Source organism: Variovorax sp. GW823-FHT04B03 (genome assembly GCF_058796495.1).
In genome coordinates this window covers 530,236-549,222 of the sequence record NZ_JBXAIT010000003.1, presented here as the reverse complement: position 1 = coordinate 549,222, position 18,987 = coordinate 530,236, and the positions used below count along the sequence as shown (strand labels likewise).

Here is an 18,987-nt window from a genome sequence, read left to right as displayed (position 1 = left end):
CTCCTTGGTTATTTCTTGAAGCCGAGCCGCTTCATCGCCTCGCCCAGCGGCTGGCGCGTGGTCCAGTAGTCGGCCCAGGGGTCTTCGGACTGGAACGACAGGTGCTCGCGCGCGGTGGCGATGGTCCAGTGCGCGCCACTTTTCAGGCTGCCGAGGTCGTCCCAACTCACCGGCATCGACACGCCCATGCCGGGCCGCGCGCGCGCCGAGTAGGCCGCCACCGTGGTCGCGCCCACGCCGTTGCGCAGGTAATCGGCAAAGAGCTTGCCGACGCGGTTCGACGGCCCGCTCTTGGCCACGAACTTCGACGGGATCACGTGGGCCATGTGCTGCACGATGGCGCGCGAGAAGGCCTTCACCGTGTCGTTGTCGTAATGCATGCGCAGCGGCACGACCACGTGCAGGCCCTTGCCGCCGCTGGTCTTGAGCCATGACACCAGGCCCAGCTCGGTGAGCAGCGTGCGCATCAGCAGCGCGCCTTCCTGTACATGCGGCCACGGCGTGCCTTCGCCCGGGTCGAGGTCGAAGATCATGCGGTTGGGCCGGTCGAAGTGCGTCGAGGTCGCGTTCGAGGTGTGGAACTCGATCACGTTGAACTGCGCCGCGTTCAGCAAGGCCTCGCGCGTGCCGACCTCGAGCATCGACGGGTGACCGGGCCACAGGGCCGGGTCGAGCTGCTTCACGCCGCCGATGTGGACCTTCTCGGCATGCTTCTGGAAGAAGATTTCGCCGCCCACGCCCTGCGGCCCACGCACCAGCGCGCAGGGGCGGCCCTTCAGGTGCGGCAGCATGTCGTCGGCCACCGATTCGTAGTAGCGCACGAGGTCGAGCTTGGTGCGGCCCGAAGCCGCATCGATCACGCGCTCGCCGTGGCTCACGGCGACGCCGCCGACGGTGGAGGCGGATTTCTTCGATGAGGTCTTCATGGCCTTCATGCCTTTTTCGCGAGGGACAAGTGCGATGTCACGGGGCTCTTCATGCACGATCTCCGACGCCGGCTTGTCGTCGCGCATCGCCACGAAGGACGCGTGGCGGACCTGCCCGTCCGGCGTCCATGCGGCGAAGCGCACCTCGGCCACGAGCCTGGGCTTCACCCAGTGCCGCGTGCCGCCCGGCCGGCGGCGGCCGGGCTTGGCCTCGCCGCCGGTGAATGGCGCGTGGTCGGTGTCCAGCGCGGCGAGCTGGCGGCGGATGTCGCGCGCCTCGCGGTCGTTCCAGCCGGTGCCGACGCCGCCGACCGACACCAGCTGGCCGTTCTTCGCGTGCACGCCCAGCATCAGGCTGCCGATGCGCGTCGGGCTGTCGGTGCGCAGCGTGTAGCCGCACACCACGAACTCCTGGCGCCGGATGCACTTGAGCTTGAGCCAGGTGTCGCTGCGGCGCGAGACATACGGCGCGTCGGCGCGCTTGGCGATCACGCCCTCGAGGTTCATGCGGCAGGCTGATTGCAGGATCGAGTCGACATCGGCCTCGAAGTCGCTGCTGAAGCGCAGGCGGCGCGTGGCACGCGCGTCCATCAGCTGCCTGAGCAGGCGGCGGCGTTCGGCGAGCGGCGTGTGGCGCAGGTCGAAGCCCTCGAAGAAGGGCACGTCGAACAGGAACATCACGATGGGGTCGGCGCGTTCGCGGTCGAGTGCGTTCTGCAGTGCGTTGAAGTCGGGCGTGCCGTTCTGGTCGGGCACGACGATCTCGCCGTCGAGCCAGGCGTTGCCGATGCCCAGGCGCTCCAGCTCGGCCACCAGCTTCGGCAGCTTCGCACTCCAGTCGTGGCCGCCGCGCGTGAGCAGGCGCGCCTTGCCGTTGCCGATGCGCGCCATGAGGCGGTAGCCGTCGAACTTGATCTCGAAGATCCAGTCGCCGGGCGCGCCTTCGGGCACGCCGGTGGCGAGCGTCGCGAGCTGCGGTGAAAGTCTGGCGGGCAGGCGTGCCTTCACCGCGCCCGTTGCGGGCAAGGCGGGCGCGGCCTTGGCCTTGGCGGTCTTGCCCGCCCCGGCCACGCTGTCGGGCAGCGCGGACACCACGTCGTACTCGGCATGCGAACGCGCGAAGGCATCGCGCTTCTTGAACAGCAGCCAGGGCTCCTGCCGCTCGCCGCCCTTGGCGATCCTGACGAGCTCCCACAGCCCTTCGAGCTTCTGGCCGTGCAGCCGGAACGCGAGCTTGCCCGCGGCCAGGCCCTTGCGCGGATCGCCCACGGGCTCCCAGGTGCCGTGGTCCCACACGATGACGTCGCCCGCGCCGTAGTGGCCTTCGGGAATCGTGCCCTCGAAGCCGGCGTACGACAGTGGGTGGTCTTCCACATGCACGGCCATGCGCTTGTGCGCGGGGTCGAGGCTCGGCCCCTTGGGCACGGCCCATGACACCAGCACGCCGTCGAGTTCCAGCCGGAAGTCGTAGTGCAGCCGCCGCGCCGCGTGCTTCTGGATCACGAACGCGGGCGCGTGCGGCCGGGCCTTGCCGCCTTCGGCGGGTTCGTCGGTGACGGCGAAGTCGCGCTTCGCCTGGTAGGTTGCGAGGGGCGTGTCGGAACGGGCCATGCCCTCTGTGTGCCCGCATTCGGGCCGCGCCGCATCGGCCAGGTGTCCGGTCTTCGTGTGGGCCAAGGCCGCACGCGCGCGCGAGGACGGGGCAACGGTCAGGCGGGTGCCAGACGGGTCCCACGCGCAGGCGCTGTGCCCTCCGACCGGCGCGCCGCGCGATCCGCAGAACATGAAGGCACTGCAGCCGCCAACCCGGAGGAGGCAGCCATGTGAGCCCGTGTGCATCGCACCAAGGAGACCCCATGACTTCGAAGCAGACCCCCGACCCGAAGCCGGCGAGCCCGGACAAGAACCCGCCGGAGAAGTTTCCGTTTCCCACGTCCGAGAACCACGGCAAGCCACCCACCGAGGCCGCCAAGCCGACCGAGCAACCGTCCAGCGAAGAAGCGCTCGACAGCGGCGTGGAAGAGTCCTTTCCGGCGAGCGACCCGGTGTCGGTCACCGTCACGAAGGTCAAGCTGCCATCGGGCGATGCGGACAAGGACAAGAAGGCCGACGCCTGAGGCCCCGATGGACCTGCGCCTGAACACCGTCATGGCCCCGGAACCCGCCACCGGCCCGGCCACGCGCCGCGTCGTCACCTGGGACGTGCGTCCGCAGGGCTACTGCAGCGAACACGAGCACGCCACGCGCGCCAACGTTGCGCAGCGCCTGGCGGCGCTCCAGGGCTGGGCGTTCGCGGGCGCCTACGACGCCAGCCAGCCGGGGCCGGACCCGCTCTACTTCGTGCCGAGCGACACGCTCACCGATCCGCACCAGGCGCGCGCCATGGGCATCGCCGGCGTGGACGACCTCTTCGGCGGTGTGGTGCCGCATGCCTTCGTCGCCACCAAGGCGATCAGCCATCCGCTCATCGGCCCCGACGCCGTGCGGCCCCTGGGCTGGTCGGCGCGCATCGCGGTGGAGATCGCCGATGCCGCCTTGCCCGGCTTCACCTGCTTCAGCTTGGACGAGGCGCGCGTTGCGGGGAGGGCGCTGCTCGACATCGGCCGCGTGCGCCTGAAGCCCGTGACGGCGACCGGCGGGCGCGGCCAGCAGGTGGTCGACGGCATCGATGCGCTCGAGCACTGTCTCGATGCGATGGACGACCGCGCGATCGCCACCGAAGGCCTCGTGCTCGAAACCAATCTGGAACAACCCCTGACCTACAGCGTCGGGCAGCTGATCGTGGCGCAGCGCCTCGTCAGCTACTGCGGCGAGCAGCGCCTCACGCGCGACAACGCCGGGCAGGAGGTCTACGGCGGCTCCGACCTGCTGCTGGTGCGCGGCGACTTCGACGCACTGCTGGCCCGCGTCGATCCGCCGCCGCCGCTGCGCCGCGCGATCGAGCAGGCCCGGCGTTACCACCGCGCGGTGATCGATTGCTACCCCGGCTTCTTCGCCTCGCGCGTGAACTACGACGTGGCGCAAGGACTCGACGGCCAGGGCGACTGGCGCTCGGGCGTGCTGGAGCAGTCGTGGCGCGTCGGTGGCGCCACGGGCGCGGAGATCGCGGCGCTCGAAGCCTTCCACCAGGACCCGGCGTGCCAGCGCGTGCACGCGTCCTGCTTCGAGGTGTACGGCGAGGCCGCCCGCGTGCCCGCCGGCGCCATCGTGGCCTACCAGGGCAACGACCCCGAGACCGGGCCGCTGTGCAAATACACGGTGATCGAAAACACCACCACCCCGCATGCCGACACGCCATAGTTCCATCGACATTCCCGTGGACGGCCATCACATCGAGGGCACGCTGTTCGCTGCGTCCAGCATGGTGCCGGGCGTGCTGCTGGTGCACGGCTGGGACGGCAGCCAGGAGCAGTACCTCAAGCGCGCGCAGGAGATCGCCGCGCTCGGCTGCGTCTGCCTGACCTTCGACCTGCGCGGCCATGCGCGCCATGAAGGGCTGCGCCAGCAGGTGACGCGCGAAGACAACCTGCGCGACGTGCTCGCCGCCTACGACGCGCTGGTGGGCCACCCGACCGTCGACCCCGCGGCCGTCGCCATCGTCGGCAGCAGCTACGGCGGCTACCTGGCCGCGCTCGTGAGCGCGATGCGGCCCGTGCGCTGGCTCGCGCTGCGCGCGCCCGCGCTGTACCGCGACGGCGAGTGGGACACGCCCAAGGGCCTGCTGAGCCGCTCCGACCTCGTGGCCTACCGCCGTACGCTCGTCGGGCCCGACGACAACCGCGCGCTCGCGGCCTGCGCGGCCTTCGCCGGCGACGTGCTCATCGTCGAATCGGAAGACGACCAGACCGTGCCGCACCCCGTTATCGAGAACTACCTCGCCGCCTTCAAGCGCGTGCGCTCGGCGACCTACCGCACCTTGTCCGGCGCGGACCACGCGCTGTCGCGCCTGGAATCGCGCCAGGCCTATGGCGCGCTGCTCGTGTCGTGGATCACCGAGATGACGCTGGGCGCCAAGGCGACGTCGACGCTCACCAGGCCGGTGTCTAGCGGCTCGGCCTGAGGCACGCGCCGAGGCTGTAGGCCGCTTCCTTCCCGAACATGCGCGCCAGTCCATCACCACGCGTCGCGTTGCGCGCGCCGAATACTGACCCCATGGTGACGGAGACAAAGAGATGGACTTCGAAGGCATCTACTGCTTCGATACGGCCACGGTGCGTTTCGCCGTGTACCCCGACGGTCCCGACGGCGCGCGCGTGCTGGCGCAGATTTCGCAAGACGTGCTGCACGATGCGCTCGGCGCAAAGGAAATCGGCGAGCACACGCTGCATGCCTGCAAGCGGCATTTCGACGTGATTTCGGCGGCGGCCGTGGCGCGCTTCCGGGCCGATCCGCGCGGGCCCATCGTGCTGGCCTGCGGCGATTTCGGGCGGATGCATGCACCGCGCTGAGACGCGGGTGGCGAGGCGCTGTCGGGCGAAAGTTCTCGCACGGCGCTCGCACCGTGCGACCTGTCGATTTGGTTACAAAAGCGACCTATCTGGACCCGCATTTCGGGGGCGCAACGACCTAGACTGCGCCTCGTTTCCTCAGGAGCCTTCCCATGCCCATGGACTTTCTGGAGCGCATCGAAGACGCGTCGTTCCCGATGGCGGTCCGCGACGAAGCCGACATCCACTGCGCGACGATGCTGGTCGCCGCGCACCTCATCGAAGCCGTGCTGCCACCGGCCGCCAGCGGCACGGGCCCGCGCGTCGCCGTCGTCCTGCTCATCACGCCGCAAGGGCGTGCGGCGCTGCGGTTGCGAAGGGATGCGCTGCAGACCTGAGCGTGCGCCGTGTGCGAGTGAACTGACGTTAGAATCCGCGCCTGCTGCGGGTGTAGTTCAATGGTAGAACGGCAGCTTCCCAAGCTTCATACGAGGGTTCGATTCCCTTCACCCGCTCCAGCCAACATTCCTCGGCGCCCGGCAGCCTCTCAACCGATGCCGTGCTGCCGCAGCACCTCGGCCTCATCGCCGGTGATCCAGCCGAACACCTTCGCGATGCCGCCCTCGAGCCGCACCAGATAGACATTGGTGAAGTCGATCACCTTCTGCGCGCCCTCGACCTTGTAGATCGCTCTCCACGCCACGCGGGCGAGCCCGTGCAAATCGTCGATGGCCGAGATGTCCAGGTTGCGCACGGTCATCCGCTGCACACCGGTGTCGCGGTAATGCTGGAACCCCTTCGCGGACACGCTCCTGAGTTCTTCATCGTTCTTGCCCGTGAAGACGCCGGCGGGCGAAGCGGCAATGAAGCACGCGGCGTACAGCGCCGCCACGGCTTCGAGGTCGACTTCGCCGGTCAGCCCTGCATTGAATTCCCGCTCATAGCGGTCGAACAACGCGCGCGTCGCGGATTGGATCGGGTGGGCTTCGGCTCCGTTGAGCATGATGGCGGGCACTCCTTGTTGATGGCGTTTCCGACCGGATGCCCGTCATGTCATGCCCGTATCAAGGTCGAATTTCGGTGACCTTCGCACCCTGCACCGACGCACCCGCCTCCAGGCCCACATTGGTCATCACGAAAGCGACCACGGGTTGCCGGAAGGTGCTGCTGTCGACGACGCCGTTGGCACCGTAGCGTGCCAGCGCCACCGTCGCGTCGACGCCCACCGTCCAGCCCCGGCTCTGGCGGAACTTGTCCAGCGCCTCCCTGGAGGTGAACACGTAGAACACGGCCTTCGACTGCGCACCGGCCTGGAAGCCGATGGAGCCGGCGGTCGTGCTGTAGTAGCTCTGCGTGCGGCCGCCGCTGCGCAGGGCACCGCGGCCATAGTCGGCGCCGATGCCGAAGCTTCCGCCCACCACGGACGGGAACACCAGCACGCCCTGCGCGCCAGCGACGAGCGCGCGCGAACCGGCGACGGTGTCATAGAGCCGGGCCAGCGATGCGTCGACCTGGGCGTCGATGGCCGATGCCGACGAGGCCGGGATGTCGTTCGCTGCGCCGCTGGGGCGGGTGACCGTGCAACCGGTCACGGCGAGGCTCGCCGCGATGGCGGCGGCTGCAAGCAGGTGGAAAGGTGCGACGTGCATGGCAAGTCCTCCAGGAAGAAAGGGAAGGGACAGTGAATCGGGGTGAAGGACCTCGCCTGGTCAGACCTTCTCAGGCCTCGACGGGTTGCGAGATGCCACACAGCGCCTCGGCGGCCGGCTTGACCTTGGGCTCCTTCACCGCGACATCGGCCAGCGCCAGGATGCCCACCAGCCGCTTGTCGCGGTTGACGATGGGCAGGCGCCGGATCTGGTGCTCGGCCATGAGCTGCGCCGCATGATCGACGGCGTCGTCCTCGTAGGCCCAGCGGATGCCGTCCGACATGACGTCGCGCACCTTGGCGTTGCCGTCGTGTCCTTCGGCGATGCCGCGCACGGCAATGTCGCGGTCCGAGATCGCGCCGATCATGCGGTCGTTCTCGCCCACCGGCATCATCCCGAAGTCGCCGTCGCGCATGCGCCTGGCGGCCTCCGCGAGGGTGGCGTCGGGACTGATGACCTCGACATCGCGGGTCATCACAGCGTTGACTTTTCGCATCTGGAATCCTTTGAAGAAAAAGTAAGTTGGGCGGCCGTGGTTCATGGCAGGAAAAGGGGTGCGCACGGCGCTGAGCCGGCGCAGCTACAGGTCTAGTCTTCTGCGCGGCCCAAGGTGTAGGACAACCGCCGAAAAGCCGGTGGTGCAAAGGAAGAACGCGCGCATGCCGCAGCCCCATGTCGCGAAGGGCATGGGGCTCGCCGGGGTTGATGACCGTCGCTGATGCGTGCCCGCCACATCGCCCCCGCGGCGGCTGTGACCAATCGCGGCAATATCGTTACGGCCTGTTGAACGCGACGCCGAAGCCGCGTTCTCGATGCCGCGCGCGCGGCGGGCCGCTTCATCGGACCTTGCCCCGTGCGATGCCCGTGGGCCTTCGAGACAAACGCGATCACGCGCTGTTCCGCGCGTGCCGACACGCCCAGCCCGTGTCAACCCCCACCGCCGCAACACCTATGTAGGACTTCGCCCGGTTCGCGGCCGAAAAGTAGATGTGAAGTTCGCACATCTTGTTTCTCCCGGAAGCAGGGTCGGCCGCGCTTTGGGCGTACCTTTATTGCACCGCAGCACGACAAATCGAGGCGCGGACCGAGGGGTCGGGAGGTTGATTCGAGTCTCTTTCTTCACCAGACGGCATGCCGTTCGCCGGCATGCCGTCGATGTTTCCAAGAGGTGGTTATGCGAGTGTCCAGACCCATTCCTTTTCCGTCGGAACCGGGCCGACCGCGCGCCCCGGGTGCCGGAAGTGCCCGGCGCCAGCGGGGCGCCTTCGTTCCCAAGCTGGCGGCCTATGCGCTGCTGGCCTTCGTGTTGTGGCTGATGGTGGCCACGCTGGTCGAGCCACTCCTGTCCTCGCAGGCCACGCGCGCCGTGTTGCAGGCCCCGGTCGGCATCGTCACGTCGCCGATCAATGGCGAGGTGACGCAGATGGCGGTGCGCACGCGCGATGCGGTGGCGCCCGGCACGCTGGTGGCCACGGTGCGCAACCCGACCGTCAGCCAGGAGATCCTCACCACGCTGACCACGCAGCGCCTGGCCCTGCAGAGCCAGCTGTCGCAGCTGGGCAACCAGTACAAGTCCGACAGCCAGGAGATGCGCTCCATCGGCCAGCAGGCGCAGGTGACCCGCCAGGCCTCGCTGGCGCAGACCTGGGACGCCTGGGAGATCGCACAGCGCCAGCGCGACGTGGCGCACAGCGTGGTGGCCGAGCAGGAGAACAAGGTGCGCACCAACGAAGCGCTGCTCAAAGAAGGCGCCATCAGCGAACAGGTGATGAACGCGTCCGAGGCCCAGCTGAGCACCGCGCGTGCCAATGCAGCGGTGGCCGAGCAGGCCTTCGCGGGACAGGCGCAGACGGTGGCGAGCGCGGGGCAGGGCGCCTTCGTGGGCACCAGCGGCAACAGCCTGTTCCAGACGCTCGCGAGCCGGCGCGAAGCGCTGCGCAACAGCAGCGACCGCGCGCGCCAGGACGGCACCGCGATCGTCAAGCAGCTCGCGCAGATCACGCAGCTCGAGGACGAAGAGCGCCGCCGCGTCGACAAGCTCGCCGCCTACGAGGTCAAGGCGAGCCAGCCCGGCATGGTGCACACGGTGCTGGCGCCCGAGGGCGCGTATGTCACGGCGGGCTCCTCGCTGGTGCGCGTGACCGACTGCAGCCGGATCGGCGTCGTCGCCGTGTTTCCCGCGCGGCTGGCCAAGCGGCTGAGCGTCGGCTCCAAGCTCGACGTGAAGGTGGCGCAGAACGTCGACGTGCAGGCGCGCGTCGAGCAGCTGCTGCCCGTGGCTTCCGACGCGCTGCAGAGCACGTACAGCGTGCCCTTCCCCTTTGCCGAGCAGGGCTCGATCTATGCGGTGGCACGCATCGAGGCGCCCGAACCGCCGCCCTCGGAAGACGGCAGCCGCCAGACCCTGTGCGTGCCGGGCAAGGTGGTCTCGGCCAGCCTCGCCAAGGCGTGAGAAAGCATGTCGCGCAGCCCACCGAGAACGCCATGTCGATCCCTTTCTCTTTCCGTGCCGTGGCACGGTGCGCCGCCGCATCGATGGCGCTCGCCGGCATCGCTGCTGCTGCCGCGCCTTCGCCTTCACCCGGCGCCACGCAAAAGGCCCTTGCGCGCGAGAGCTGCGACGGGCTGCGCCGTGCCGTCGCGCACGACCAGGGTGGCGCGACGTCGGGACCGCTGTTCCTGACCAGCTACCGCCCGGCGAATGCACAGGGCGAGCCGCCGTTCGAGCCCGCGCTGGCGGGCGCCGGCTTCACCTACGACAACGCGCTGGCCGGCATCGCACTGCTGGCGTGCGGCGAGCGCGCCGCCGCCCGGCGCATCGGCGACGCCGTGGTGCGGGCCGTGGCGCACGACCAGACCATGCCCGACGGGCGCGTGCGCAACGCCTACCGCGCCGGCCCGGTCACCGAGGAAAAGCCCGCGCTGCCCGGCCGCTGGGACGCGGGGCGCAAGCAGTGGATCGCCGACGCCTACCAGGTCAGCACCGCCACCGGCAATGTGGCCTGGGCCGCGCTGCTGTTGCTGAACCTGCACCAGGCCGAACCCACGCCCGCCTACCTGGCGACCGCGCGCCGGCTGCTGGCCTGGACGGAGCAGAACACGCGCGCCCGGAACGGCCCCGACGGCTACAACGGCGGGCGCCACGGCTGGGACAACGCGCAGCGCGCGCAGACCTGGAAGTCGACCGAGCACAACCTGGACATTGCCGTGGCGGCGGCGTGGGCCGCACGGGCCGTGCGCGCCGACGGCCAGCCCGACGCGGCGGAGCAAAGGCAGGCGCGCACCGCGCTCGACTTCGTGGGCCGCATGTGGAACCCGTCGGAGCAGCGCTTTCACATCGGCACCAAGGAAGATGGCGCCACTGTCTCCACCGAAGGCTCGGGCCTCGATGCGCAGCTGTGGCCTTTGCTCGCGGCGCCCGAGGGCTCCTGCGCCTGGGTGCGCAGCCTCGACTGGGTCGAGAAGCACCACCGCGTCGGCGCGGGCTACGGCTTCTCGCGCGAGCCCGACGGCATCTGGACCGAAGGCAGCGCGCAGGCGGCCGCCACGCTGGTGGCCCGCAAGGGCGCGGCGCCCGAGGCGCTGTGGCAGCTGCTCGCTTCGCAGCGCGCCGGCAACGGCCTGTACTACGCCACGCCGGGCGCGCGCATCGCCACCGGCCTGGCTATCGGCCCCGATTCGACCGGTGCCGATTTCTTCTACTACCGCTGGCCGCATCTGGGCGCGACCGCCTGGATCGCCCTGGCCGCCACGGGTTTCAACCCCTTCACCGGCAAGACCGCCGCATCGGAAGTCCCCTCATGTCCAGCCTGATCGCCACACCGGAATTCCAGCTCAACGCCCTGGTCGGGGGGCTCGCCTTGCTCCTCATGACCTGGGCCAGGGTCGAGCGCATCACCCACCGCATGCTGTTCGGCGCGCTCACGGCGCTGCTGCTGCTGCGCTACGCCGTCTGGCGCATCGTGGCCACCATGCCGCCCTCGGACCTGGGCTTCGAAACCCTGTTCGCCTGGGTGTTCCTGGGCTTCGAGCTCACGGCCATCGTCTACACGCTGATGTCGATCCACATGCTCATGCGGCGCCGCGACAACCGCGCGCAGGCCGACCGGGGCGAGGCCGCATTGCGCGAACGCCATGCGCGTGGCGAGGAGGTGCCGGCCGTCGATGTCTTCATCTGCACCTACAACGAAGAGCTGGCCGTGCTCGAGAAAACCATCATCGCCGCGCAGGCCATCGACTACCCGCGGCTGAACGTCTGGGTGCTCGACGACACGCGGCGCGACTGGCTGCGCGAGTACTGCGAGCGCCGCGGCGTGCACTACGCGCGGCGGCCCGACAACCGCAATGCCAAGGCCGGCAATCTCAACAACGGCATGCGCCTGTCCGCGGGCGTGACCGACGCGCCGTTCATCCTCGTGCTCGACGCCGACTTCGCGCCGCAGCGCCAGATCGTCTACCGCATGCTCGGCCTGTTCGAGGACCGCCGCGTGGGGCTGGTGCAGACGCCGCAGTTCTATTACAACGCCGACCCCATCCAGCACAACCTGCGCGCCACCGACAGCTGGGTCGACGAGCAGCGCGTGTTCTTCGACGTGCTGCAGCCCGCCAAGGACGCGGTCGATTCGGCGTTCTGCGTGGGCACCTCGTTCATCGTGCGGCGCGACGCGATCACCGAGGCCGGCGGGTTCCCGGTGGGCAGCGTGTGCGAAGACATCCACACCACCTACCTGCTGCTGCGCCACGGCCGCATCACGCGCTGGCTGGGCGAGCGGCTGTCCAACGGGCTGTCGGCCGAGAGCATCATCGACTACATCAACCAGCGCAGCCGCTGGTGCCTGGGCACCGTGCAGCTCGCGCTGCTGCCCGACGGGCCCCTGCGCGGCCCGGGCTACAGCCTGTCGGCGCGGATGCACTTCCTGCACGGGCTGCTGCACTGGCTGGGCAAGCCCTTCATGGTGCTGGTGCTGCTGGCGCCGGCGCTGTACTGGTATGCCGGCGTCTCGGCTTTCCATGCCACGCCGCAGGCCTTTGCGGCCTACGGCCTGCCGTCGCTCGTGATGTTCTGGGCCTACAGCTACTGGGTCAGCCAGCGCCGCTGCCTGCCCGTGTTCAGCGAGGTGAGCCAGCTGGTGGCGGCGATGGCCGTGAGCGGCACGCTGGCGCGCGCGATGCTGAAGCCCTTCGGCCATCCGTTCAAGGTGACGGCCAAGGGGCTGGACCGCTCGCGCACCGTGGTGCACTGGAAGCTGGTGGCCGTCTTCGGCGGCCTGCTCGTCGCGCTGCAGGGCGCGGCCGCGATGGCGGCCCTGGGCGGCGAGGCGCTCACGCCGGGCGACCAGCTCAACCTCGTGTGGACCGGCATCGCGCTGGTGCTGTGCCTGAGCGCGCTCATGGCCTGCGTCGACCTGCCGCGCCCGCAGCAGGAAGAGCGCTTTCCCTGGCGTGCGCGGGCACGGGTGCGCACGGCGGCGGGCGAGGGCGAGTCGCGCTTCGTCAACATCGCGGCCGACGGCGCGCTGCTCGAAGGCCGGGGGCCGCTCAAGCGCCTGCGCGTCGGGCAGCCGCTGGAGGTGCATGTCGAGCCGGTGGGCTGGCTGCCGGCCCACCTTGCCGCGCGCGGCAGGGCGGGCGCCGAGCTGAAGTTCGCCGCCACCGAGGCGCAGCGCGAAGACCTCGTGCGCCATGTCTTCAACGTGCCGCCGAGCCACGTGGCCGTGCAGGTGCGGCCCTGGCAGGCGGCGTCGGCGCTGTTCGCGAGCGCGGGCATGCGCGCACCGGGCGCGGGCTTCGCGCGCCTGTCGCTGCGCCTGCTCTTCGCGGTGCTGGCGGTGTGCATCGTGCTCGTGACGACCGGGTGCAACCTCACGCCGCCGCTCAAGGACCCCGACCTGTCGGTGCCCTCGCAATGGCCGGCGGGCACCACGGCGCCGGGCGCGCAGCCCGTGGACTGGCGCAGCTTCGTACAGGACGAGGAACTGCGCGGCCTGATCGCCATCGCGCTCGAACAGAACCGCGACCTGCGCGCCTATGCCGCGAAGGCCCGCGAGGCGCGCGCGAACTATGCGGGCAACCGCGCTTCGCTGTTCCCGGCGCTGGGCCTGTCGGCGCATGCCCAGCGCGCGCAGACCACGCCGCAGGGCTCGCTCAGCCCGGTCGGCAACCTGCCGTCGGACGGGCGCGTGTCCAACAGCTTCGACGTCCAGGCTGGCGTGATGTCGTACGAGCTGGATTTCTTCGGCCGGCAGCAAAGCACCGCGCAACAAAGCGGCGCGCTCGCCGAGGCCGGCGACAAGGACCACGCCGCCGCGCGCATGAACCTCGTGGGCGAGGTGTCGAACGCCTACCTCACGCTGCGCGCCGACCGCGCCTTGCTCGCGCTGGCCGAGTCCAACGAGGCCGCGCTGAACGCCAATGCCGACACGATCGGTCGCGCCCGCGCCGTGGGCGGCGCCGCGCAGCTCGACGTGTACCGCGTGCAGTCGCTGCTGCAGACCGCGCGCGTGCGGCAGGAGGAATACCGCATGCGTGTCGCGCAGGACCTGCAGTGGCTCAACGTGCTGGTCGGGCGCCCCGTGCCGCCCGAGACGGGCAGCGCGCGGCCCTGGCCCGAGCGTTCCACCGCGCAGGTCGCGGCCGGCCTGCCGTCCAGCCTGCTGCAGCGCCGGCCCGATCTGCTCGCGGCCTATGCGCGCGTCGAGGCCGCCAACGCCGGCGTGGGCGCGGCCAAGGCCGCGATGCTGCCGACCATTTCGCTCACGGCGCTGGCCGGCGGTGTGAGCAAGGAGCTGTCGACCCTGCTCAGCAGCGGCAACAGCAGCTGGGCCGGCGTGCTGGGCGTGTCGCTGCCGATCTTCGACTGGGGCCGCCGGTCGGCCAACGTGAGCGCCAGCGAGGAGCGGCTGGTCGCCGCGATGGCCGGGTACGAGTCGGCGGCGCAGGTCGCCTTTCGCGAGGTGGCCCACGCGCTGATCGCCAGCGACCACCTGCAACCGCAGCTGGAGGCGCAGCAGGCGCGCGTGCAGGTGCTCGAGAAAGTGGCTGGCATCTCGCGCACGCGTTTTCGCAGCGGCATGGAAGACTACTTCTCCAGCCAGGACGCGCAGCGCGAGCTCTACACCGGGCAGCAGCAGCTGATCGAACTGCAGCTCAAGGCGGCGGTGAACACCGTGAACCTGTACAAGGCCCTGGGCGGGGGCTGGGGCAGCGCGTAGCGCGGGGCGTCGGTGAAGAGCGGCGATTCAGTTCACTGCACCTCGTCGCACCACACCCTGAATCCATCCAGTTCGTTGGGCCCGAAGGTGTTGGACAGTGCGACGTCGCTGGCGTCGCGCCCTTGCGCGATCAGCACGCGGCCGATGCGGGGCACGTTGTTGCGCGCGTCGAAGGTGTACCAGCGGTCGCCCAGGAAGGCCTCGAACCAGCCCGCGAAGTCCATCGTGCCGTGCGGCGGCGGGGTGCCGACATCGCCGAGGTAGCCGCTGCAATAGCGGGCCGGAATGTTCAGGCAGCGGCACAGCGTGATGGCCAGGTGCGCATAGTCGCGGCACACGCCTTGCCCTTCCTTGAAGGCTTCGAACGCCGAGCGGGTGCGCCGCGCATGCTCGTAGCCGAACTCGATGTGCTGGTGCACGAAGTCGCACACCGCCTGCACGCGGCCCCAGCCGGTCGGGCCGTTGCCGAAGCGCTGCCAGGCGAAGTCGGACAGCAGGTCGGTTTCGCAGTACCGGCTGCCCAGCAGGTAGAGCAGGGTGGACTCGGGCAGGTACTCCACCGGCACCTGCGGCGCCGAGGGCACGACGATGTCGGGTGCGCCGCTGTCGTGGACCACGGTGTCCGTGCTCAGCACGAAGCGGCCCGCGGGGGCGACCAGGCGTGTGCACCAGTTCCCGAACAGGTCACGGTACGCGGTGGTGGGAACGGCCGGTTTCGTGAGCAGATGGTCCGGGCGCAGCAGGTCCGAGGCGCGCGAGTAGTGAATGCTGAGGGCCAGGATCATCGGCGTCGGCCGGGGAAACTGGTAGGCGATCTCGAAACCGAGCTGGATGTTCATCGGCCCATGATGCGCCTTCATTCGCGGGCGTGCGGGAATTCGCGGTGCGATGCCAGCGCGCGGCGGCTTTCAGGGGGCGTCGCCGGACCCCGACGTGGCGTGGCGCTGCTCGGCATAGGCCTTCAGCGACCGCATGGTCCGGGGCAGCCCCTGTCGAACCTGCTTGGCGACGCCCGGCCCGAACAGGAAGGCCAGGGCGCCGGTGAACCACACGCGGTGCACCACGTCCGAGCCGCTGTCCGTTGCGGACACCGTGTGCTTGAAGTGCATGCGGAACAGGGGGATGTAGCCCTGCGCGGTGAACGACTGGCCCTCGGAGCGCTCCGTGACCACCATCGGAACGCCCATGCCTTTTTGCGGAACGATCCGGCCCTTGGTGCCCACGGCGAAGGGGCCGTCGAGTCGAGCTTCCTTGGTGTCCGGGTCCCACAGGTGCCATCGGTCGACCTCGCTCCAGATGCGGTCGATGACCCGGGGCGGGACGGCGATGTGGATGCGTTCTTCGATGTGCATGGGAGGAGGGGTTGAAGGGATCGTGGAGCCTAACGCACGCGGCGCACCATGCCTTGCGCCTCCAGTCGTCAGCGCTCCTTGCGCAGGATGGCTTCCAGCGCCTCCATCGCCTGCGACGCCGAGGGACTGAGGTAGCCGCCGGCGCGCCGCACGATGCCCACACGGCGGGTCGATCGCCATCCGCCGACGGGGCTGACCGGCACGAACTGCGCCGCGACCGGTGGCTCTTTCAGCACCGAACGCGGCACCGGCATCAAGGCGCCCAGCGAGCGCACCAACGCCAGCTCGCGCTGGGACGAACGCGAGGTGCCCACCGGCTCGGGCGGGTCGAGCCGGTGCGCGCGGAAGTTCGCTTCGAACTCGGTGTGCGTCGAGGTGCCGGGCGCCATGACGATCCACCGCGCCTGCGCGAGCTGGTCCCAGCCCACCTCGCGCCGGGTGCGTGCCAGCGGATGGCCGATCGGCGCCATGGGCAGCAGCGGGTCGTCCCGCAGGCCTTCCCATGCCAGCGCGGCCGCCGGTTTCTTGTGCAGGCCGGTCAGGGCGAACTCCAGCTCGCCCATGGCGACGGCCCGCGTGAGCGAGTCGGAGTTGCCACCCGACAGGTCCACGCGGATCCCGCGCTCGATGAGCGCAGCCACCACCGGCAGCACCCAGCGGTCGGGAATGCCGTCGCCGACGCCGCAGCGCAGTACGCCCGCGCGCGCCTGCCGCAGGTCGCGCAGTTCCGCATGCAGGTCGGTGGCGTCCAGGTCGATGCGCTGCGCTCGCTTCAGGAAGGCCTGGCCCAGCTCGGTGGGGCGCATGCCCCGGGCCAGCCGTTCGAACAGCTTGACCTTGGTGGCGCGCTCGAGCCGCGTCACGGCCTTGCTCAGGGTGCCCGGTGAAATGCCGAGGCAGGCCGAGGCATGGCTCAGCCCGCCTTCGCGCGCGATCACCACGGCCAGATGGAGGTCGTTCAAGTTCATGGTTTTCCAAAGTGGAAAAGGTCGCCACGGAATGTAGGTTGCTGCGCGCCGGGCGGCAACCTATCGTTCAGCCCGGACACCACCAGGAGACACACCCATCATGCTTCGCAGTTCTTTCTTCCTCGGCCCCCTGTGCGCCTTCTGGGCCCTGGGGACTGCCTCGGCCTGCGCACAGGCGGCCTATCCTTCGCGCCCCATCACGCTGGTGGTTCCGTTCGCCGCGGGCAGCGGCACCGACATCGGCGCGCGCGTGCTGGCCAAGGACCTGACGGACATCCTGAAGACGCCCGTCATCGTCGACAACAGGCAGGGCGCCAACGGTGCGCTGGGAACGGCGGCGGCCGCGCGCGCGAAGCCCGACGGGTACACATTGCTGATCGGCTCGGCCACGACCAACGCCGTCAATTTCTCGTTCTTCCCGGCCAGGCTCGGCTATGAACCCGGGTCGTTCGAGATAGTGGCGGGCCTGGGCACCAGCCCGATCTCGCTGTACGTCGCGGCCAACGCCAAGTGGCGCAGCCTGGCCGACCTGATGGCCTACGGCAAGGCCCATCCGAACGCGCTCAGGTGCGGCAGCGGCAACGCGGTGACGCAGGTGGCCTGCGAGATCTTTCGCAAGTCGGCGGGCATCGACGCCGTCACGGTTCCCTACAAGTCGAACCCGCAATCGCTGGCGGACCTGGCCGGCGGGCACATCGACTTTGCGTTCTCCGACGCGTCGGTGGCCAAGGTCTTCATCGACGGGAACAAGCTGAAGCCGCTGGCCGTGGCCGCCGCGCGGCGCTATCCGGCCACGCCCGATGTCGGCACGTTCCGCGAACAAGGCATTGCCGATTTCGAGATCACCGGATGGACCGCCGTGTTCGTGCCCGTGGGCACCCCCGCGCCCATCGTCGAGACGCTGCATGCGGCCATCCGCAAATCGTCGGCATCGCCCGAGTCGGTGCAACTGCGCGCCAGCAGCGGAACGCAGCCGCTGGCGTTCAATCTGGAAGAGGGCCGCCGCTTCGCCAGGGAAGAGATCGCCCGCTGGTCGCGTTATGTGAAGAACAGTGGCGTCAAGCCGGAGTGACGCGATGACATCGACCCCCACACCCCTGGCCGGCTTGCGCGTCATCGATTGGACCCATGTGCTGGCCGGCCCCTTCGCCGGCTACCAGCTCGGCCTGCTCGGCGCCGAGGTGATCCGCATCGAGCGCGCCGACGGCGACGACATGATTCGCGCCAAGGGCCTGGATGCCGAACTGACCGCCCTCGGACTGGGCGAGACCTTCGTGACGCAGGGCGCGGGCAAGCGCTCGCTGGCCATCGATGCGCGCGACCCGCGGGCCAAACAGGCGCTGGCCGAACTGATCGGCAGCGCGGACGTGCTGCTGGAGAACTTCCGGCCCGGCAAGCTGGCGGCGCTCGGCTTCGATCCGCAGCAACTGATCGCGCGCCATCCGCAGCTGGTCGTCTGCTCGATCACCGGCTTCGGCCCTGCATCGGACCGGCGCGCCTACGACCACGTGATCCAGGCCGCGAGCGGGCTCATGGCGGCCAACGCCGACCGCGACGGCAAGCCGCAGCGGGTGGGTTTTCCGCTCGTCGACTACGCCGTGGGCCAGCAGGCGGCGCTGGCGGTGATGAGCGCGCTCTACCGGCGCGACCGACCGAACGGCGAGGCGCGCGTGCGCGGCGAATGGCTCCAGGTGTCGATGATGGGCGCGGCGCTCACGCTGATGGCGCCCACCTACGCGGGGCCGCTGGTCAGCGGCATGGAGATGCCGCGCAGCGCATCGACCGCGTTTTCCGGCAGCCCGCTGTCGGGCACCTTCGAGGTGGCCGACGGCCAGCTGGCCATCGTCTGCAATGCGGCCGACCAGGCAAGGGGGCTGCTGAACGCGCTGCGCGAAACCGGCACGGACGCCTCGCTGCTGTCGTCACTGCACGAAGCCGCCGAGCAGCGTGATGTGCCGCGCACGCAGGCGCTGCTGGGGCAGGCACTGGGTGGAAGGAGCACGGCCGAATGGGATGCGCTGCTGACCCGCCACGGCGTGCCCGCCACGCCGGTGATGCGCCCCGCGCAGGCGGCGGCACAAGTGGCGCGCGACTGGCCGCACGTGGAACTGCCGTTGCCGAACGGCGCGCGGCGGGTGCCGGTGCCAAGCATCGGCTTCACGTCCAGCGAGCCGCTGACGCCTTCGCTGCGCGCGCCCGTGCGTCGCGGCGCGGACACACGCCGCCTCCTGGCCGAAGCCGGGCTGGAGGCGCCGACCATCGCGGCCATGCTCGCCGACGGCACGGCGAGCGAGCCCTCGGACTGAGCGCCACGGTGGTCCCGCCGGTGCTGCGGCGCGTCCCGATTCAGCGCCGAAAGTGTGGCGAAAACGCCGAGAAAAATATTTCTCCAGGTTTTTCAGCGTCGCTGCCTGTTTCGCAGGCACCGTGTTGCAGGCCCCGCCAGGCAAGGGT

The 18,987-nt window shown here is 69.9% G+C and carries 17 protein-coding genes and 1 tRNA gene; 11 read left to right on the top strand and 7 right to left on the bottom strand.

Going from position 1 to position 18,987, the window contains the following annotated elements:
* Positions 1-8: 8 nt before the first annotated feature.
* Positions 9-2,537 (bottom strand): DNA ligase D, encoded by a 2,529-nt coding sequence (gene ligD, locus AC1RAD_RS15665; RefSeq protein ID WP_492735787.1) that lies wholly within the window; start codon positions 2,535-2,537, stop codon positions 9-11.
* 245 nt (positions 2,538-2,782) lie between these two features.
* On the opposite strand from ligD, the gene AC1RAD_RS15660 reads away from it, so the two are divergent.
* The 6 genes from AC1RAD_RS15660 to AC1RAD_RS15635 all read left to right on the top strand — a co-directional run bounded on the left by AC1RAD_RS15660 (position 2,783) and on the right by AC1RAD_RS15635 (position 5,871).
* Positions 2,783-3,043 carry a hypothetical protein gene (locus tag AC1RAD_RS15660; RefSeq protein WP_492735785.1) on the top strand — a complete coding sequence of 87 codons (261 nt, stop codon included), beginning with the start codon at positions 2,783-2,785 and terminating at the stop codon, positions 3,041-3,043.
* Between the two features lie 7 nt (positions 3,044-3,050).
* Entirely contained in the window at positions 3,051-4,226 is a 1,176-nt protein-coding gene (locus AC1RAD_RS15655; RefSeq protein WP_492735783.1) for a DUF3182 family protein, read from the top strand.
* Positions 4,210-4,986, top strand: a complete 777-nt coding sequence (locus tag AC1RAD_RS15650) for an alpha/beta hydrolase family protein (protein ID WP_159272163.1) — start codon at positions 4,210-4,212, stop codon at positions 4,984-4,986. The genes AC1RAD_RS15655 and AC1RAD_RS15650 overlap by 17 nt, the downstream gene beginning before the upstream one ends.
* A 112-nt stretch (positions 4,987-5,098) precedes the next feature.
* Positions 5,099-5,374, top strand: coding sequence for a hypothetical protein (locus AC1RAD_RS15645; protein ID WP_492735781.1), 276 nt, complete (start codon positions 5,099-5,101; stop codon positions 5,372-5,374).
* A gap of 152 nt (positions 5,375-5,526) precedes the next feature.
* Positions 5,527-5,751 carry a hypothetical protein gene (locus AC1RAD_RS15640; RefSeq protein WP_062472399.1) on the top strand — a complete coding sequence of 75 codons (225 nt, stop codon included), beginning with the start codon at positions 5,527-5,529 and terminating at the stop codon, positions 5,749-5,751.
* 46 nt (positions 5,752-5,797) lie between these two features.
* Positions 5,798-5,871: transfer RNA gene (locus AC1RAD_RS15635), tRNA-Gly, on the top strand.
* A gap of 29 nt (positions 5,872-5,900) precedes the next feature.
* Here AC1RAD_RS15635 and AC1RAD_RS15630 read toward each other — a convergent pair.
* From AC1RAD_RS15630 to AC1RAD_RS15620, 3 genes are all read right to left on the bottom strand, one after another.
* Positions 5,901-6,356: a nuclear transport factor 2 family protein gene (locus AC1RAD_RS15630; protein WP_492735779.1), complete on the bottom strand. Its 456-nt coding sequence runs from the start codon at positions 6,354-6,356 to the stop codon at positions 5,901-5,903.
* A 61-nt stretch (positions 6,357-6,417) separates the two neighbouring features.
* Entirely contained in the window at positions 6,418-7,002 is a 585-nt protein-coding gene (locus tag AC1RAD_RS15625) for a BPSL1445 family SYLF domain-containing lipoprotein (RefSeq protein ID WP_095744962.1), read from the bottom strand.
* A gap of 70 nt (positions 7,003-7,072) precedes the next feature.
* Complete coding sequence (locus AC1RAD_RS15620; protein ID WP_062480639.1) at positions 7,073-7,498, bottom strand: CBS domain-containing protein; 426 nt, start codon at positions 7,496-7,498, stop codon at positions 7,073-7,075.
* A 678-nt stretch (positions 7,499-8,176) separates the two neighbouring features.
* On the opposite strand from AC1RAD_RS15620, the gene AC1RAD_RS15615 reads away from it, so the two are divergent.
* From AC1RAD_RS15615 to AC1RAD_RS15605, 3 genes are read left to right on the top strand one after another with little or no spacing between them, the layout of a single operon-like run.
* Positions 8,177-9,454, top strand: a complete 1,278-nt coding sequence (locus AC1RAD_RS15615; RefSeq protein ID WP_492735777.1) for an HlyD family secretion protein — start codon at positions 8,177-8,179, stop codon at positions 9,452-9,454.
* A gap of 32 nt (positions 9,455-9,486) precedes the next feature.
* A complete protein-coding gene (locus AC1RAD_RS15610) occupies positions 9,487-10,815 on the top strand; it encodes a hypothetical protein (RefSeq protein ID WP_492735775.1) in 1,329 nt (442 codons plus the stop codon).
* Positions 10,803-14,213, top strand: a complete 3,411-nt coding sequence (locus tag AC1RAD_RS15605) for an efflux transporter outer membrane subunit (protein WP_492735773.1) — start codon at positions 10,803-10,805, stop codon at positions 14,211-14,213. The genes AC1RAD_RS15610 and AC1RAD_RS15605 overlap by 13 nt, the downstream gene beginning before the upstream one ends.
* Before the next feature lie 32 nt (positions 14,214-14,245).
* Here the strand turns inward: AC1RAD_RS15605 and AC1RAD_RS15600 are convergent, their stop codons facing one another.
* The 3 genes from AC1RAD_RS15600 to AC1RAD_RS15590 form a co-directional block, all read right to left on the bottom strand.
* Entirely contained in the window at positions 14,246-15,073 is an 828-nt protein-coding gene (locus AC1RAD_RS15600; RefSeq protein ID WP_390344476.1) for a transglutaminase-like domain-containing protein, read from the bottom strand.
* A 48-nt stretch (positions 15,074-15,121) separates the two neighbouring features.
* On the bottom strand, positions 15,122-15,565 hold the full coding sequence (locus AC1RAD_RS15595) for an SRPBCC family protein (RefSeq protein ID WP_492735771.1): 444 nt from the start codon (positions 15,563-15,565) through the stop codon (positions 15,122-15,124).
* A gap of 68 nt (positions 15,566-15,633) precedes the next feature.
* Positions 15,634-16,533, bottom strand: a complete 900-nt coding sequence (locus AC1RAD_RS15590) for a LysR family transcriptional regulator (RefSeq protein WP_095947530.1) — start codon at positions 16,531-16,533, stop codon at positions 15,634-15,636.
* Between the two features lie 100 nt (positions 16,534-16,633).
* On the opposite strand from AC1RAD_RS15590, the gene AC1RAD_RS15585 reads away from it, so the two are divergent.
* The gene (locus AC1RAD_RS15585; protein ID WP_492735769.1) at positions 16,634-17,605 is read left to right on the top strand and encodes a Bug family tripartite tricarboxylate transporter substrate binding protein; all 972 of its coding nucleotides are present in this window, start codon (positions 16,634-16,636) and stop codon (positions 17,603-17,605) included.
* 4 nt (positions 17,606-17,609) lie between these two features.
* Complete coding sequence (locus AC1RAD_RS15580) at positions 17,610-18,839, top strand: CaiB/BaiF CoA transferase family protein (protein WP_492735767.1); 1,230 nt, start codon at positions 17,610-17,612, stop codon at positions 18,837-18,839.
* Positions 18,840-18,987 lie beyond the last annotated feature (148 nt).